The following is a 14,948-nucleotide window of genomic DNA, read 5'->3' as shown; positions in this document are numbered from 1 at the left end:
CGGAACTCCCGTGGTTAATCTTGTCCGCGTGCACCAGGACGCGGAGGTCGCTAGCGGGGTGCTGGTCGTGCGCGCGTCCGGTGCCGCGGCGGCCAGGGCCGCCCTGACCGGCTCGCCGTCCACGCCCCAGTCGGTCCAGTTGCTGATGCGGTGCCCGGTCCACCGCTCCGTGCCCGAGAACACCCACGTGTTCGGCGACTGCTCGCTGCACGTGCTGCCCGTCGGCACGATCGTGCTGACCGTGCCCGAGGCCAAGCTGTCGACCGGGTTCACCGACCTGCGCCGGCTGATGTTCCAGCCCGTCCAGGTCGGCGAAGGCCTGCGCACCGCGTTCTCCAGCGCGGTCGGGCACGTGCTCGCCGCCCGGGACGTCCTGGACCCGGTCGGCGTGGCGCACCACCTCGTCGGGCTGGCGGAGATGGTGCTGCGCAGCGCGTTGCGCGACGAGCTGGAGCGCGCCGACATCGCCACCGGGCACCGGCGCGCCGCGCTCGAGCACATCCGCGCGCACCTCGCCGACCCGTCGCTGACGCCGGGCGAGGTGGCGAGGGCGCTGAACATCTCCCTGCGCCGCCTGTACCAGGTGTTCGAGGGCGAGCCGAACGTCGCCGAACGGATCAAGATGCTGCGCATCGACCGCGCGAAGGCGTTGCTGGCCGACCCGGCGAAGGCCGACCGCGGCGTCGGCGAGATCTCCCGCGACTGCGGGTTCGTCAGTGCGACGCACTTCTCCCGTGCCTTCCGCGCGCTGGTGGGGCAGCCGCCGACGGAGTACCGCCGCCACGCCCTGCCGAGGTGAACTCCACGCCGTTGACGAACCGCCCGGCGATGCCGGCCAGCTCCAGCCACCCGCGTCCGGTGGGGGAGTGCAGGGTGAACACGGCGATCCTCGGGCGGGCGGGATCGGGCACGACGATCTGCAGCTGCGCCCCGACACCGGTCGCCGGGACCCGCTCGACGATCACCGCCGGGTAGCCGTTCGCGGTCTCGGCGCTGGTGAGGTCGGTGATGCCGGGGCCACCTGCGTCGGCGAGGTGGAAGCACAGCTCCCGCGCGGCCTCCGGTGTCAGCACGCGTTCGACCGCGACCAGACCCGCCACCAGGACCGCGGGGTCGGCGTCGTGGTGCTCGACGACCGCCACGACACCGGCGTCGTGCCGCTGGGCCAGTTCGGCGGCCTGCGCGGCCGCGATCTCCAGGCCGGGGTCGCGCGCCCGGTCGGGCCCGCGCAACCGCTGCAGGAGGGACAACAACTCGGCGGACGTCGCCTCGGCCGAGCTCGTGGACACCGGGATGACGCCCCGTACCGGCGTGAGTCTCACCGCTCACCGAGTGCCGAGACGAAGGCGGCCGCTCCGCCGCCGGGTGTGCTGGAGGTGCGTGGTGACGTGAACAGCATCCCGGCGAGTTCACTGCCCAACGCCGAGTAGGAGTTCAACGCGCGCACGACACCGCCGAACAGCTCCTCGCGGCTCGGCACGTCTCCGGCCGCTTCGACGCCGCCCGTGACGAGGCGGCGCAACCGCTCCGCGACCCGCCGTGCGGCGCTGTGGTGGTCGGCTTCGAGGTCCCGTGCGGCCGCCAGCACGCCGTCCAGCTCGCGGCGCAGCCCCTCCAGCCGTCCCGAGGCGGCCTCGTGCGCCGGACCGCCGCGGAAGGACGCGAGGACCACGTCGTTGTCCGCATCGTCGATCGCACGCCGCAGCTCGCGCGCGCGTCTGTCGAGATCTTCCGCCCTGCGCTGGTTCGCCAGCACCGTCCCCGCCCACTCGTCCAGCACGTCGGCGGCCGCACCCAGGGTGCGCCGCGCGGTCTCCAGGTCGTCGCGCATCCCGGCCAGTCGCGCCGCGAACGCCTCGGCCGCGGCCCCTTCCCACCCGGCCGGTGGTGCCGGGGCCTCGACCGCGTGCCGGCACCGCTCACCCGCCGAGGCGACGGCTCCCGCGTCGCCCGGCACCGGGTCGAAGCCGAGGCCGCGGTACTCAGTCATGGCGCAGCTCGTCGGCGTCGCGGTAGGCCGCCCCGGCCGACCGGAGCTCGGTGGCGGTGTCCGCGAGAGCGGTGCGGAGCGCGGCCATCCTGTCCTCCCACGACCGCATCAGCTCGTCCACGGCCTCGGTGACGCCCGGTCCCAGGTCGCCGCCTGATCCGAGTCCGAGCGCCCCTACCACCTCGGTCACCGCGTCGCCCGCGTCGTCCAGCCGCCGCGCCGTCACGTGGACGGCGGCGACGTCGACGACGTACCCGTCGTTCATCCGCCCAGCACGGGCGGCGCACCCGGCGGGATGTCGTCCAGGAAGTCCATCGGCTCCGCGTACCGGTTGGTGTGCTGCCGGTCCTCGTCGCCGTTGGCCCCGGCCGCCGGCGGCATCATGCCGTAGCCACCCGCCCCGGGCACGGCCGCGGAACCGCGGCCGCCCAGGCCCGCCACGGCGCCGCTCCCGGCCTGGCGGCCCAGCACCCCGGTGGCGCCGCCCGGCACCCCGGGTCCGGTACCGGCCGGTGATCCCGACGCGAACCCTCCCGGCATCCCCGTCGTCGTGCCGTGCACGCCGCCGGCCGGTGCGCCGAACGCCGTCGTGCCGTGCGGAACCCCGGTGCCGTGCGGAACCCCGGTGCCGTGCGGAGCCCCGGTGGGGCCGAACGCGGCGACCGTCGTGCTGTCGTCGTTCGCCGGCGGGCGGATGTCCGGCACCGGCACCGGCTCCGGTGGCCGCGGCGTCACCACCGGCGTGGGCTCGGGCGGCAAGGTGACGGGCGGTGGGGTGACGGGCGGCGAGACGGGTGCCGGTGGCCGCGCGACCTCCGGTGCCGTGTCGAACATCGGCAGAGTGCTGCGGGTGTTCCTGCTCTCGCTCTCGTAGACCTGCATGACGGCCACCGCTTCCGCCTTGGCGTTGCGCGCCTCGGTCTTGGACGGCATGTGGTCGTCGATCAGCTGGTCGAGCAGGTTCGCGCCCTGCGGGCCGTCGACGACCTTGACGTCGTAGCCCTCCCGGAAGTGCCGCTCGGCCCAGTAGTGCACGGGCTCCGGCATCCGCCGCTTCGTCTCCTGCAGCACCGTGGTGTAGGTCTCGAGCCCGCGCGCCACACGTTCGGAGGAGTCGCCGACCGTCTCGCCCCACGACGTCAGCGCCGAGGCCGCCTGGGCCGCCAGCTCCGCCGACGGCCCGCGCCAGGACGACGTGAGCTTGTCGACGATGTTCTGCACCGACCGGGACGTGTCGCGCAGCCGGGGTGCCAGCTCCTGCCACTGCGCGCTGCGCACGGACATCCCCGGCACGTCAGCCGCGTGCACCATGTCCCACATCTGCTGGTGCGTGTACGCCTCCCAGCGGATGGTCCCGGAGTCGAACGCGTCCTCGAGCAGGTTCCTGCGACGCTGCGCCCGAAGCCGCTTCTCGCGCCGGATCTGCCGCGCGGACGGCTTGTGCTCCTCGGAGTAGTAGCCCCTGTCCCGCCTGCTCATGGCTGCCTCTTGAACGTCGCGGCGGCGTTCTCGTCCACGGCCACGTGCGTCTTCTTCACGGTCTCCAGCGCGTCGATCACCAGGTCGAGCTGCCGCACGTACGACGTCAACGCGGCCCGGACACCACCTTCGGCGTCCCTGGCCCGCAACCCGAACGCCTTGCGCATCTGCACCGCGACCGGCCCCTTGCCGTCCGGCAGCGGCGTGGCCAGCACGGCGCTGCCCGCCAGGTGGCCCGCCAGTTCGTCGCGGCGCTGGTGCAGCAGCCGGATCGCCCGGTCGAAGTCGCCGGGGTCGATCTCGATGCTGTCCGCGCCCGTCGTGGGAATGCCCACCAGGCCGATACCGGACACCGGCCCGACGACCTCCAGGACCCCCTCGTCCCGGAGCGATTTCCTCAAGCGCTCGGCCTCGTCCACGCTGTCCACCCTGACCACGGGCGCACACTCCCCTTGTTCGTGTTTCGACGGCTCAGCGGAACATACTGACCGCGCGTGGTCGCGAGATCCAGTCCCCGATGCACGGATCGGCACGAACGTTGCGCCCCTGGGCAAGGGCAGGCCCAATGGCTACCGAGGTGGAACTGCCGCATGCGAGTCCGATCGACCGCCCACGGCGGCGGTGCTTCGCGGCAGGTCAGACGTGCGAGTCGGCGGCCAGCGCCTGCTCGACGTCCGGGTACAGCCCCAGCACCCGGTCGACGCCGGTCATCCCGAGCGGGCGCAGCACGGTCTTGTGCGCTGCCGCGACCCGCAGCTGAACGCCCTTCGCGACCGTCTCGCGCCGCAGTTCCAGCAGCGCGTTGAGACCGGCGGAACCGAAGAACTCGACCTCTGCCAGGTCGACCACGAGCGAATGGGGTGGTGTCGCCGCGGCGAGGGCGGTCTGCAGCTCGGCGCGCAGCGCGGGGGCCGTGACCTGGTCCAGCTCGCCGGCGATGTGCAGGACGACCGAAAGACCGTGCATTTCCTGCTGCACGAGCAGCGGTGAAAGTGAACTGTCCAGCATGGCGGCACTCTCCTGGCCCTGATGAAGTGGCTCTCGGGAAGAGGGCAGCTGGCGTTTCAACCGCTCACGTATGCAGCATACAGTCCTGCACCGGTGAATGCGCCGTCAGAGGTTCGTAACAACTTGCGAACCGGTCATACGGCAGGATTTTGCTCATGTCGGTACTCAGAGTCATGGCCGGGTCACTCGCTCTGCTCGCCGCGCTGGCGGCGTGCGGGGGCGCTCCGGCGGGTGCGCCGCAACCGGCCCCCACCACACCGCAGACCACCTCCCGCACGAGCGCCGCCGCGCCGGCGAGCAGCACTCCCGCGGTGCCCGACCAGCTGAAGTTCACCGCCAAGACCGTTGACGGCAAAGAGCTGAACGGCGCGGACCTGGCAGGGAAACCGGTCGTCCTGTGGTTCTGGGCGCCGTGGTGCCCGAAGTGCCAGCGCGAGGCACCCGGCATGGCCGCCGCCGCGGAGGAACACGCCGGCAAGGTCACGTTCCTGGGCGTCGCCGCGCTCGACAAGGTCCCGGCGATGCAGCAGTTCGTGCAGAAGTACGGCTTGCAGTCGTTCCAGCACGTCGCGGACGAGGACAGCGCGGTGTGGAAGCGCTTCGGCGTGACCGCCCAGCCCGCCTACGCCTTCGTCGGCGCGGACGGCAAGGTCGACGTCGTGACGAGCCAACTGTCCGAAGAGGACCTGAAGCAGCGGCTGAGCACGATCGCATGACGCAGACGCTGCTGGTGGCCGTGGTGGCCGGGATGGTCGCCACGGTCAACCCGTGCGGGTTCGCGATGCTGCCCGCCTACCTGGCGCTGGTCGTGACCGGCGCGAGCGAGCAGTCCCGCGCCCGGTTGCTGACCAGGGCCGTGGTCTCCAGCACGATGATGACCCTCGGGTTCGTCACCGTCTTCGGCCTGTTCGGCCTGGCGTTCTCCGTGGTCGCCTCGTCGGTGCAGCGCTACCTGCCGTTCGTGACGGTGGCGATCGGCCTGGCGCTCGTCGTGGTGGGAGCACTCCTGCTGATGGGCCGGGAGATCACGCTGCTGATCCCGAAACCGAGCAGGGGAGCGCCGAACCGGCACGTGGGCTCGATGTTCGGCTACGGCGTGGCGTACGCGATCGCGTCGCTGTCGTGCACCATCGGCCCGTTCCTGGCCGTCGCCGGCTCGACGCTGCGCGGCGGCGACCTGCTGGAGGGCGTCACGGCGTTCCTCGCCTACGCGCTGGGCATGGGTCTGGTGGTGACGGTCCTCGCGATCGGCACCGCGCTGGCCAGCGACGTGATGACCCGGCGGGCCCGCTCCCTGCTGCCGCACGCGTCCCGGCTCGGCGGCGCGCTCCTGGTGCTCGTCGGCCTGTACGTGGCGTACTACGGCGTCTACGAGCTGCGGCTGTTCTTCGGCGACGCGGACCCGTCCGACCCGGTGGTCGACGCGGCGGGACGGCTCCAGGGGCTGCTGGTGGAGTGGTTCACCGCGATCGGGCCGGTGCCGTTCGTCGTCGTGCTGGTGCTGCTCGTGGTGGGCGGGGTGCTGCTGGTCCGGCGGCGCGTGCGGACTCGGTGATCAGCGGTGCCCTGGACCGGGGCGCTGACGGCTGAGCTGGAAATGCCGATGGGGCCGCCTCCGGGAAGATGTCCCGGAAACGGCCCCATCGCGTCCATCAGGCCTGCTCGGTCCACCACTTCTGACCGGCCTCGCCGAGCGTGGAGATCGGGTCGTAGTAGGGGTAGCGGCGGTCGAGCGCCTCCGGGTCCTCGAGCTCGATCCCGGTCCGGTAGTTCTTGGTCCAGTAGGAGATCCCGAGCTCCCGGTCGTACTCCGCGAGCTGGTGCACCCACCGCTTCCCGACGTACGGCACGTCGCACACGATGCGAGGAGTCGCATACCCGGGCAGGTAGCCCATGATCGCGTGCTGCAGCTCCTGCGCCTCCCACACCGCCACCCGCCAGTGCTCGGCGTTGGGGATCATGTCGCACATGTAGAAGTAGTACGGCAGGATGTTCGCTTCCCCCTGCAGCGCGAAGCAGAGGTCCAGCAGGTCGTCGGAGGTGGCGTTGACGCCCTTCATCAGGACGCCCTGGTTGCGCACGTCCCGCACGCCCACCTCAAGCGCGGTACGAGCGGCCTCGGCGACGAGAGGCGTCACGGACTGGGCGTGGTTCACGTGCGTGTGGATCGCGAGGTTCACGCCACGGCGTGAGGCGGTGCGGGCCACGCGCTCCAGGCCCTCGACGACGCGGGGCTGCAGCCAGTGTTGCGGCAAACCGGCCAGGGCCTTGGTGGCCAGGCGGACGTCGCGGACCGTCTCGATGTCGAGCAGGCGCATCAGGAACGACTCGAGCTGCGGCCACGGGACGTTGGCCACGTCGCCGCCGGAGACCACGACGTCGCGGACGCCCGGGGTCTTCTTCAGGTACTCGATCATCTGGTCCTGGCGGTCGACCGGCTTGAGCGAGAGCTTGTGCTTGTCGATCAACGGCGTGGAGTTGCCGACCAGGTCCATGCGGGTGCAGTGGCCGCAGTACTGGGGACAGGTCGACACCATCTCGGCGAGGACCTTGGTGGGGTAGCGGTGGGTCAGGCCTTCGACGACCCACATCTCCGCCTCGTGCAGCGAGTCGCGCTGGGAGTGCGGGTGCGACGGCCAGCTCGGGTCGCGGTCGGAGGCGACCGGGAGCATGTAGCGGCGCACCGGGTCGTTCAGGAACGCCTCGGTGAAGGCGTCGGGGTTCAGGTCCGCGTCGACCGCCATCGTGTTGAACATCTGCGGCGGGATCAGCATCGACATCGTGGCGAACGCCGACTGGTCCGCGGCGAGGTCGTCGTAGAACTTCTCGGTCAGCAGGTCGCCCGCGACCTTGCGGAGCTGCTTCACGTTCTTCACGCAGTTCACGCGCTGCCACTGGGCGTCGCGCCACTGCGCTTCGGTCACGTGTGACCAGCCGGGGAAGCGTCGCCAGTCCGGTTCGACCAGCTCACGGCGGACATACGTGTACGGCTGGCGGTCCAGCCGCTCCAGCGCCGTGGGGGCGTCGTGCAGCGCGGTCATCCGTACTCCTCAGCGTCGAGGTCGCGTAAAGATATCCTGTCACACCGCCAGCTTGCCGTAAATATTTCAGATCAAGGCCTGGTGGAGGTGGGGTCGGGAGCAATCGGCGGCTCTCGTGCGTTCATCAGGCATGCCCCTTCTCGCGCTGCTGCTGCTCGGCTTCTTCGCCGAGGTCGCGGTCATGGTCGCCGTCGGCAACGCCATCGGCGGGCTCTGGATGATCGCTCTGCTCCTGCTCGGCACCCTCGTCGGTCTGTCGCTGGTGCGCCGGCAGGGCGCGCAGACGCTGGCCGCCTTCCGCGAGTCGGTGTTCCAGCGCCAGCAGCCGCACCAGGAGATGGCCGACGGCGTGCTCATCGCGGCGGCCGGTGCGTTGATCATGGTGCCGGGCTTCATCAGCGACGTGGTGGCGTTGTTCCTGCTGTTCCCGCCCACGCGCAAGCTCGTGAGCAGGCGGGTCGCGCGCAAGGCGGAGGCGGCGGCGCTCAAGTTCGAGCACGAACGCCGCTTCGGAGCCGGTCAGGTCGTCGAGGGCGAGGTGCTCGACGTCGACGCCGGCCCGGTGGTCATCACGGAGCGGCGCGAGCTGACGTGATCCGGGCGTACGACCCGTCCGACCTGGACTCGCTCTACGACATCTGCCTCGACACGGGCGATGGTGGCCAGGGTGCGCGGCACCTGTTCGACGACCCGCGCCTGCTGGGGCACGCCTACGTCGGGCCGTACGTGGCGTTCGAGCCTGATCTGGCGTTCGTGGCGGAGGACGACCTCGGCGTCTGCGGGTACGCGCTGGCGACGGCGGACACGGAGGCGTTCGAAGACCGCTGCGACCGCGACTGGTGGCCTGACCTGCGCGTTCGCTATCCGCTGAGGCCGAACGCGAACCGGGTCGTGCAGCTGGTCCACCGGCCGGCGCGGGTCGATCCGATCATGGTGCGCGCCTACCCGGCGCACATGCACGCGAACTTGCTGCCGCGTGCGCAGGGCCGGGGGCTCGGTGGCGCGCTCGTTCGGAGCGTCCTCGAACGCCTGGAGAAGGGCGTGCATGTGCACGTGCGGCACTACAACATACACGCGATCGGCTTCTGGGAGCACCTCGGTTTCCGCGTGATCGACTCCGCGGACGAGCTCGTGCTCGGCCTGCGCCTCTAGGGCCCTAGCCGAGCAGGTCCTTCATCAGCAGGTCCCAGTCGAAGACCTCCTGCCCGGCGGGCACGGCGGCGTAGGTGGACTTCAGGAACCGGCGCAGCTCCTCGGCCGACAGGTGGAAGACCGCGTGCGAGTCCTCGGTGAGCAGTTCCAGCACGAGCACGTCGCCGTCGGCGGGACGCAGCCGCACGTCGCCGAGACCGGCGGGCGACAGCAGGCCCTCGGAGAGCAGCGCGCGCCCGACCAGCCAGACCGACTCCTGGTCCTTCGTGTGAAAACGCAGGGTCACGGCATGCGGATCGTCCGACCGGTACTGGAGGTCGACGTCCATGGGCTCGGCCGAGCCGTCCGGCCGGATGAACTCGACGACGGTGGCGGTGCCGAGCCTGGTCTCGTTGAACATCGCCGTTCCTCCTCCGCGGTGAGGGTGCCTCACCCGACACGGGCGCCGTCGGGGATCGGTTCAAAGCTTCCCCAAAGTTCTCTTTGGGTACTGAAGTCGCATGACCGTCTACGGCATCCACGCATCCCACGAGCAGATACACCCCACCGACCTGCTCACCGCCGTGCGCAGGGCCGAGGAGGCCGGGTTCGGAGCCGCGATGTGCTCCGACCACTTCTCGCCGTGGAGCGCGCGCCAGGGCCAGTCCGGGTACGCCTGGTCCTGGCTCGGCGCGGCGCTGCAGGCCACGAACCTCCCGTTCGGCGTGGTCACGGCACCGGGCCAGCGCTACCACCCGGCGATCACCGCCCAGGCGATCGGCACGCTCGCCGCGATGAACCCCGGCCGGTTCTGGGCCGCGCTCGGCACCGGCGAGGCGAGCAACGAGCACATCACCGGTGACGGCTGGCCCCGCAAGGACATCCGCACGGCACGCCTGCGCGAGTGCGTCGACGTCATCCGCGCGCTGCTGTCCGGCGAGGAGGTCAGCCACGACGGCCTGGTCACGGTCGACCGCGCCAAGCTCTGGACGTTGCCCGACGAGGTGCCGCTGCTGATCGGTGCCGCGGTGAGCCCGGAGACCGCGCGGTGGTGCGCCTCGTGGGCGGACGGCCTGATCACCGTCAACGCGTCCCCGGAGCGGCTGCGCACCGTGGCCGACGCCTACCGCGACGCCGGCGGCAGGGGCAAGCTCCACCTCCAGGTGCACCTGAGCTGGGCCGAGAACGACGACGCCGCGTCCGCCATCGCGCACGACCAGTGGCGCAGCAACATCTTCCGCCCGCCGGTCTGCTGGGACCTCGAGCTGGCCGAGCACTTCGACGTCGTCTCCGAGAAGGTCACGCCCGAGCAGGTCGCGGAGGTCGTCAACATCTCTGCGGACCTGAAGTGGCACGCCGAGCAGCTGCAGACGTACGCCTCGCTCGGGTTCGAGGAGATCTACCTGCACCACGTCGGCCAGGACCTGCTGCCGTTCGTGGACGCGTTCGGCGAGCACGTGCTGCCGGAGGTGACGCGGTGATCCGCACCTCGGACGTCTGGTGGAAGAACGCCGTCCTCTACTGCCTCGACGTGGAGACCTTCTCCGACGAGGGTTTCCGCGGCGCCACGGAACGCCTTGACCACCTGCACGCCTTGGGCGTCACGTGTGTGTGGCTGATGCCGTTCTACCCAACGGCGGAACGCGACGACGGCTACGACATCACCGACTTCTACAACGTCGACCCGCGGCTGGGCTCGCTCGGCGACTTCGTCGAGTTCGTGCGCGCCTGCCGCGACCGGGGCCTGCGCGTGATCGCCGACCTGGTCGTCAACCACACGTCCGACCAGCACCCGTGGTTCCACGACCCGTCCAAACGGGACTGGTACGTCTGGGAGGACGAGCCGCAGGAGGACGGTCCGCAGGGCGTCACGTTCCCCGACAAGGAGAACAGCCTCTGGGAGTACTCGGAGGAGGTCGGGAAGTACTACCTGCACCGCTTCTACAAGCACCAGCCCGACCTGAACGTCGCGAACCCCGAGGTGCGCGACGAGATCGCCAGGATCATGGGCTTCTGGATGGAGCTGGGCCTGAGCGGCTTCCGCGTGGACGCCGTGCCGTTCCTGCTGGAGCACAACGACGCGAAAGACGCCCTCGAGCTGCCCGACCCGCACGACTACCTCACCGACCTGCGCGCGTTCCTCAACCGCCGCAACGGCGAGGGCGTGCTGCTGGGCGAGGTGAACCTGCCGTACAAGGACACGATGCCGTTCTACGGCCAGGGCGTCGGCGACGAGCTGACGATGTGCTTCGACTTCGTGGGCATGCAGGCGATGTACCTCGCGCTCGCCCGCGGGTCGTGCGGACCGCTGACCAAGGCCCTGCAGGAACGGCCGAAGCCGCCGCGCGACGGCCACTGGGCGACGTTCGTCCGCAACCACGACGAGCTGACGCTGGACAAGCTGCCCGTCGACGAACGCCAGGAGGTCTTCGACGCGTTCGGCCCCGACCCGAAGATGCAGCTCTACGGCCGTGGGCTGCGGCGGAGGCTGCCCGGCATGCTCGACGGCGACCAGCGCCGCATCCGGATGGTCTACAGCCTGCTGTTCACGCTGCCGGGCACGCCCGTGCTGTTCTACGGCGAGGAGATCGGGCTGGAGGAGGACCTGTCGCTGGAGGGCAGGCTGGCGGTGCGCGTGCCGATGGACTGGGAGGAGGCGGGACGCCAGCGCCACGACGAGGACTCGCTGCTGAACTGGATGCGGCGGCTCGTCGAGTGCTACCGCGAGTGCCCCGAGCTGGCGTGGGGCGAGGTCCAGGTGCTCGACGTGGGTGACCCGACCGTGTTCGCCCATCGCGCGGACTGCGACGGCGAGGCGGTGATCGCCGTGCACAACTTCGCGGACCAGGAGATCACGGTGCGGGTGCCCGCCGAGGGCGTGCTCACGAACGTGATGACGGGGGAGACCGTCAAGCCGGCGAAGACCGGTGCCAAGGTGGACCTCGCGCCCTACGACTGCCGCTGGTACCGCGTGAACACCGAGTGATACTTGCGCAATCTTGACGGCTCACGTGAAGATATCTTCGAGACAGCGTCGTCGACCGAAGGATTTTCGCGTGAGCGCGTACGGACTGCACCGCGTCCTGGAGCCTGCCGGTGTTCTGCCGCAGCAGGCGTGGCGGCTCGACGCGAACCCCGTACCCGCCGCCGACGAGGTGATCGTCGCTGTCGAGCGCCTCAACCTGGACGCGGCCTCCTTCCGGCAGCTCAGGGAGGAGCACGGCAGCGGCGCGAAGGTGCGTCAGGCCGTGCTCGACATCGTCGCCGAGCGCGGCAAGATGCAGAACCCCGTCACCGGATCGGGCGGCATGCTGCTCGGCACCGTGCTCGAGGTGGGCCCGCGGTCGCCGCTCGGGCTGCGGGCGGGCGACCGGATCGCGACGCTGGTGAGCCTCACGCTCACGCCGTTGAGGATCAACGACGGGCTGCAGGACTGGGACGGCGAGGACGAGCAGGTGCCGTGCCGGGGGACCGCGGTGCTGTTCGGGCGGTCGATCGCGGCCGTGCTGCCGGACGACATGCCCCACGAGCTGGCGCTGTCCGTGCTCGACGTGTGCGGTGCACCGGCACTGACCGACCGCGTGGTGCGCAAGCACCCCGGTGGGTCCGTGCTGGTGCTCGGCGGTGGCGGTAAGTCCGGGTCGCTCTCTCTTGCGGCGGCACGTCAGGCCGGTGCGCAACGTCTCGTCGCCCTCGTGCCGACCGAACGCGAGGCCGAGCAGGTCCGCAAGTCCGGTCTCGCGGACGAGGTCGTGATCGCGGACGCGCGCAACCCGGTCGCCGTCGCCGAGGCCGTGGGCAAGCAGGTCGACGTCACGGTCGTGTGCGTGGACGTGCCCGGATGCGAGCACGGCGCCATCCTCGCGACCGCGGACGGCGGCACGGTGATCTTCTTCTCGATGGCGACCTCGTTCAGCGCCGCCGCTCTGGGAGCGGAGGGTCTCGCGGCGGACGTGGAGATGATCGTCGGCAACGGCTACGTGCCCGGTCACGCCGAGTTCGCGTTGGACCTGGTCCGGACGCAGGCGGGTGTGCGGGCGCTGTTCGAGCAACGGCAGACTGCGTGACGTGAGTACGCAACTTCTGGTCGGCGGCCGCATCTACGCACCGGATGCGACGGCCATGGCCATCACGGACGGCGTCGTCGTGTGGATCGGACAGGACTCGGTCGGGCGCGCGCTGCACCCGGACGCCGAGGTCATCGAGCTGAACGGCGCGTTCGTCGCGCCCGCGTTCGTCGACGCGCACGTGCACGCCACGTCCGCCGGCCTGCTGCTGACCGGCCTCGACCTGACCAAGACGTCCTCTGTGGACGAACTGCTCGACGCGGTCCGCGCCGCCGAGGGGCCCCTCGTGTGGGGGCACGGCTGGGACGAGACGCGCTGGCCGGACAACCGCCCGCCCACGCGCGCCGAGATCGACGAGGCCGCGCGGGGCAAGACCGTGTACCTGTCGCGCATCGACGTGCACTCGGCGCTGGTCTCCTCGAACCTGATCACCGACGAGGCCCGGAACGCCGACGGCTACTCGTCCGACGGCCCTCTCTCCCGCGCTGCCCACCACCACGTGCGCGGCACGGCCAAGGCAGCCATCACGTCCGAACAGCGCCAAGCGGCGCAACGCGCGTTCCTCGACCACGCCGCGTCGAAGGGCATCGCGTCGGTGCACGAGTGCGCCGGCCCGGACATCTCCGGCGAGGACGACCTGCGCGAGCTCCTCGCCCACGGCGGGGGACCGGAGGTCGTGGCCTACTGGGGTGGCCACGACCTGCCGGGAGTCGCGGTGCGCGGCCTCGCCGGAGACCACTTCGTCGACGGCGCGCTGGGCTCGCGCACGGCGGCGCTGACCGAGCCCTACGCCGACGCGGACACGTCCGGCGCGCTCTACCTCGACGCCCGGCAGATCGCCGACCACCTGGTCAAATGCGCCGAGCTCGGGGTGCAGGCCGGGTTCCACGTCATCGGCGACGCCGCCATGGCGGCGGTGGTCGAGGGCTTCGAGATCGCCGAGAAGGCGCTCGGCACCCCGGAGCTGGCCTCCGCCCGCCACCGCCTCGAACACGTCGAGATGGTCTCCCGCGAGCAGGCGGAGAAGCTGGCCCGGTGGGGCGTCATCGCCTCCGTGCAGCCGCTCTTCGACGCCGAGTGGGGCGGCCCGACCGGCATGTACGCCCAGCGGCTCGGCGCCGAGCGCGGAGTGGGGCTCAACCCCTTTTCGCGTCTCGCGGCCGCGGGCGTCGTGCTCGCGTTCGGCTCGGACACCCCGGTGACGGCCATCGACCCGTGGGCTGCCGTGCGCGCCGCGGTGCACCACAAGACCGAGGGCTTCGGCGTGTCGCCGCGTGCCGCGTTCACCGCGCACACCCGCGGCGGCTGGCGTGCGGCGGGCGTGGACGACGGCCTGACCGGCACGCTGCAGCCCGGCGCTCCCGCGACGTACGCCGTGTGGGAGACCGGCGACCTCGTCGTGGCCGGCTCGGACGCACGGGTGCAGCGCTGGTCGACCGACCCGCGCTCGGGTGTGCCGGGACTGCCCGACCTGACCGGCCCGGCGCCCGTCTGCGTGCGGACCGTGCTGAACGGCCGGACTATCTACGAGCGGGAGGCCCGATGAAGATCTTCATCTCGTGGAGCAAACCGGAGACAAAGAAGTTCGCGCTGTTCCTCAGCGAGTGGCTTCAGCTGGTGATCCAATCGGTGAAACCGTGGATGTCCGAGCGTGATGTCGCCAAGGGCACCCGCAGCATGTCGGAACTGGGCAAAGAACTGGAGGGAACCCAGTTCGGCATCGTCGTGCTGACTGCGGCAAACCAGGACTCGCCGTGGATCAACTTCGAGGCGGGCGCGATCTCCAAGAGCACTGGCGAAGCGCGAGTGGTGCCGCTGTTGCTCGATCTCCGCAAAGCTGACGTCGTGGGACCGCTGGCCCAGTTCCAAGCTGTGGACGCAACTGACCAAGATGATGTGTTCCAACTCGTCAAGGCGATCAATGACGGCTTTCCGGAGCCGCTGCCTGAGCACAGGCTTCGCCGCTACTTCGAGCACGAATGGCCGAACCTGAGCGTGAAGGTGGCTGACTTCCGGAAGACGGAACCGGCCGAGCCGGAGCGTCGCGACGAGCGGGATGTGCTGGACGAGATCTTGGTCGCGGTTCGTGAGCTGCAACGCGAGAGCCACGCCGCCGATCGCTACAGCAGTAAGCAGAACGTGCACATCGAGAGCGGCCCTGTGCACCTCTACCTGGACCGGCAACAGGGTGCCGATATCAAAATGCCGGACGCAGAATCAGAAGGGAAGTGA

General features: G+C 70.7%; 18 protein-coding genes. 10 read left to right on the top strand and 8 right to left on the bottom strand.

Annotated elements, in window-relative coordinates:
• Positions 1–28 precede the first annotated feature (28 nt).
• Positions 29–799 (top strand): AraC family transcriptional regulator, encoded by a 771-nt coding sequence (locus V1227_RS13155; protein ID WP_329792791.1) that lies wholly within the window; start codon positions 29–31, stop codon positions 797–799.
• Here V1227_RS13155 and V1227_RS13150 read toward each other — a convergent pair.
• The 6 genes from V1227_RS13150 to V1227_RS13125 form a co-directional block, all read right to left on the bottom strand.
• On the bottom strand, positions 714–1,322 hold the full coding sequence (locus V1227_RS13150; RefSeq protein WP_329792790.1) for a hypothetical protein: 609 nt from the start codon (positions 1,320–1,322) through the stop codon (positions 714–716). The genes V1227_RS13155 and V1227_RS13150 overlap by 86 nt on opposite strands.
• Complete coding sequence (locus V1227_RS13145; protein ID WP_329792789.1) at positions 1,319–1,990, bottom strand: hypothetical protein; 672 nt, start codon at positions 1,988–1,990, stop codon at positions 1,319–1,321. Before V1227_RS13145 ends, V1227_RS13150 begins: the two co-directional genes overlap by 4 nt.
• Positions 1,983–2,255 (bottom strand): hypothetical protein, encoded by a 273-nt coding sequence (locus tag V1227_RS13140; RefSeq protein ID WP_329792788.1) that lies wholly within the window; start codon positions 2,253–2,255, stop codon positions 1,983–1,985. Before V1227_RS13140 ends, V1227_RS13145 begins: the two co-directional genes overlap by 8 nt.
• Complete coding sequence (locus V1227_RS13135; protein ID WP_329792787.1) at positions 2,252–3,469, bottom strand: PPE domain-containing protein; 1,218 nt, start codon at positions 3,467–3,469, stop codon at positions 2,252–2,254. The genes V1227_RS13140 and V1227_RS13135 overlap by 4 nt, the downstream gene beginning before the upstream one ends.
• The gene (locus V1227_RS13130) at positions 3,466–3,906 is read right to left on the bottom strand and encodes a hypothetical protein (RefSeq protein ID WP_329792786.1); all 441 of its coding nucleotides are present in this window, start codon (positions 3,904–3,906) and stop codon (positions 3,466–3,468) included. The genes V1227_RS13135 and V1227_RS13130 overlap by 4 nt, the downstream gene beginning before the upstream one ends.
• Positions 3,907–4,105: 199 nt before the next feature.
• Positions 4,106–4,477 carry an STAS domain-containing protein gene (locus V1227_RS13125; RefSeq protein WP_329792785.1) on the bottom strand — a complete coding sequence of 124 codons (372 nt, stop codon included), beginning with the start codon at positions 4,475–4,477 and terminating at the stop codon, positions 4,106–4,108.
• Between the two features lie 155 nt (positions 4,478–4,632).
• Between V1227_RS13125 and V1227_RS13120 the strand changes: the two genes are divergently transcribed.
• Complete coding sequence (locus V1227_RS13120) at positions 4,633–5,193, top strand: protein disulfide oxidoreductase (RefSeq protein WP_329792784.1); 561 nt, start codon at positions 4,633–4,635, stop codon at positions 5,191–5,193.
• Positions 5,190–6,032 (top strand): cytochrome c biogenesis CcdA family protein, encoded by an 843-nt coding sequence (locus V1227_RS13115; RefSeq protein WP_329792783.1) that lies wholly within the window; start codon positions 5,190–5,192, stop codon positions 6,030–6,032. Before V1227_RS13120 ends, V1227_RS13115 begins: the two co-directional genes overlap by 4 nt.
• A gap of 97 nt (positions 6,033–6,129) precedes the next feature.
• On the opposite strand, the gene V1227_RS13110 is transcribed toward V1227_RS13115, so the two are convergent.
• On the bottom strand, positions 6,130–7,518 hold the full coding sequence (locus tag V1227_RS13110; RefSeq protein WP_329792782.1) for a KamA family radical SAM protein: 1,389 nt from the start codon (positions 7,516–7,518) through the stop codon (positions 6,130–6,132).
• Between the two features lie 130 nt (positions 7,519–7,648).
• Between V1227_RS13110 and V1227_RS13105 the strand changes: the two genes are divergently transcribed.
• On the top strand, positions 7,649–8,113 hold the full coding sequence (locus tag V1227_RS13105; RefSeq protein ID WP_329792781.1) for an FxsA family protein: 465 nt from the start codon (positions 7,649–7,651) through the stop codon (positions 8,111–8,113).
• The gene (locus tag V1227_RS13100) at positions 8,110–8,670 is read left to right on the top strand and encodes a GNAT family N-acetyltransferase (protein ID WP_329792780.1); all 561 of its coding nucleotides are present in this window, start codon (positions 8,110–8,112) and stop codon (positions 8,668–8,670) included. The genes V1227_RS13105 and V1227_RS13100 overlap by 4 nt, the downstream gene beginning before the upstream one ends.
• Before the next feature lie 4 nt (positions 8,671–8,674).
• Here the strand turns inward: V1227_RS13100 and V1227_RS13095 are convergent, their stop codons facing one another.
• Positions 8,675–9,070, bottom strand: coding sequence for an SsgA family sporulation/cell division regulator (locus V1227_RS13095; RefSeq protein WP_329792779.1), 396 nt, complete (start codon positions 9,068–9,070; stop codon positions 8,675–8,677).
• 100 nt (positions 9,071–9,170) lie between these two features.
• Here V1227_RS13095 and V1227_RS13090 point away from each other — a divergent pair, with 100 nt between their 5' ends.
• The 5 genes from V1227_RS13090 (at position 9,171) to V1227_RS13070 (ending at position 14,948) form a co-directional block, all read left to right on the top strand.
• Entirely contained in the window at positions 9,171–10,130 is a 960-nt protein-coding gene (locus V1227_RS13090; RefSeq protein WP_236224670.1) for a TIGR03885 family FMN-dependent LLM class oxidoreductase, read from the top strand.
• Complete coding sequence (locus tag V1227_RS13085; protein ID WP_329792778.1) at positions 10,127–11,635, top strand: alpha-amylase family protein; 1,509 nt, start codon at positions 10,127–10,129, stop codon at positions 11,633–11,635. Before V1227_RS13090 ends, V1227_RS13085 begins: the two co-directional genes overlap by 4 nt.
• Positions 11,636–11,705: 70 nt before the next feature.
• Entirely contained in the window at positions 11,706–12,716 is a 1,011-nt protein-coding gene (locus tag V1227_RS13080; RefSeq protein WP_329792777.1) for an L-erythro-3,5-diaminohexanoate dehydrogenase, read from the top strand.
• Positions 12,709–14,262 (top strand): amidohydrolase, encoded by a 1,554-nt coding sequence (locus V1227_RS13075; RefSeq protein ID WP_329794016.1) that lies wholly within the window; start codon positions 12,709–12,711, stop codon positions 14,260–14,262. The genes V1227_RS13080 and V1227_RS13075 overlap by 8 nt, the downstream gene beginning before the upstream one ends.
• The gene (locus tag V1227_RS13070) at positions 14,259–14,948 is read left to right on the top strand and encodes a toll/interleukin-1 receptor domain-containing protein (RefSeq protein ID WP_329792776.1); all 690 of its coding nucleotides are present in this window, start codon (positions 14,259–14,261) and stop codon (positions 14,946–14,948) included. The genes V1227_RS13075 and V1227_RS13070 overlap by 4 nt, the downstream gene beginning before the upstream one ends.

It is taken from the genome of Lentzea sp. DG1S-22, from assembly GCF_036321065.1.
Lineage (GTDB): Bacteria > Actinomycetota > Actinomycetes > Mycobacteriales > Pseudonocardiaceae > Lentzea > Lentzea jiangxiensis.
This window is presented reverse-complemented; position numbering and strand designations above follow the sequence as displayed.

Bases quoted from the DNA above. Each gene is read 5' to 3' on its own strand.
- V1227_RS13145 (WP_329792789.1), bottom strand. From the start codon at position 1,990: ATGACTGAGTACCGCGGCCTCGGCTTCGACCCGGTGCCGGGCGACGCG.
- V1227_RS13140 (WP_329792788.1), bottom strand. From the start codon at position 2,255: ATGAACGACGGGTACGTCGTCGACGTCGCCGCCGTCCACGTGACGGCG.
- V1227_RS13135 (WP_329792787.1), bottom strand. From the start codon at position 3,469: ATGAGCAGGCGGGACAGGGGCTACTACTCCGAGGAGCACAAGCCGTCC.
- V1227_RS13125 (WP_329792785.1), bottom strand. From the start codon at position 4,477: ATGCTGGACAGTTCACTTTCACCGCTGCTCGTGCAGCAGGAAATGCAC.
- V1227_RS13120 (WP_329792784.1), top strand. From the start codon at position 4,633: ATGTCGGTACTCAGAGTCATGGCCGGGTCACTCGCTCTGCTCGCCGCG.
- V1227_RS13115 (WP_329792783.1), top strand. From the start codon at position 5,190: ATGACGCAGACGCTGCTGGTGGCCGTGGTGGCCGGGATGGTCGCCACG.
- V1227_RS13110 (WP_329792782.1), bottom strand. From the start codon at position 7,518: ATGACCGCGCTGCACGACGCCCCCACGGCGCTGGAGCGGCTGGACCGC.
- V1227_RS13105 (WP_329792781.1), top strand. From the start codon at position 7,649: ATGCCCCTTCTCGCGCTGCTGCTGCTCGGCTTCTTCGCCGAGGTCGCG.
- V1227_RS13095 (WP_329792779.1), bottom strand. From the start codon at position 9,070: ATGTTCAACGAGACCAGGCTCGGCACCGCCACCGTCGTCGAGTTCATC.
- V1227_RS13090 (WP_236224670.1), top strand. From the start codon at position 9,171: ATGACCGTCTACGGCATCCACGCATCCCACGAGCAGATACACCCCACC.
- V1227_RS13070 (WP_329792776.1), top strand. From the start codon at position 14,259: ATGAAGATCTTCATCTCGTGGAGCAAACCGGAGACAAAGAAGTTCGCG.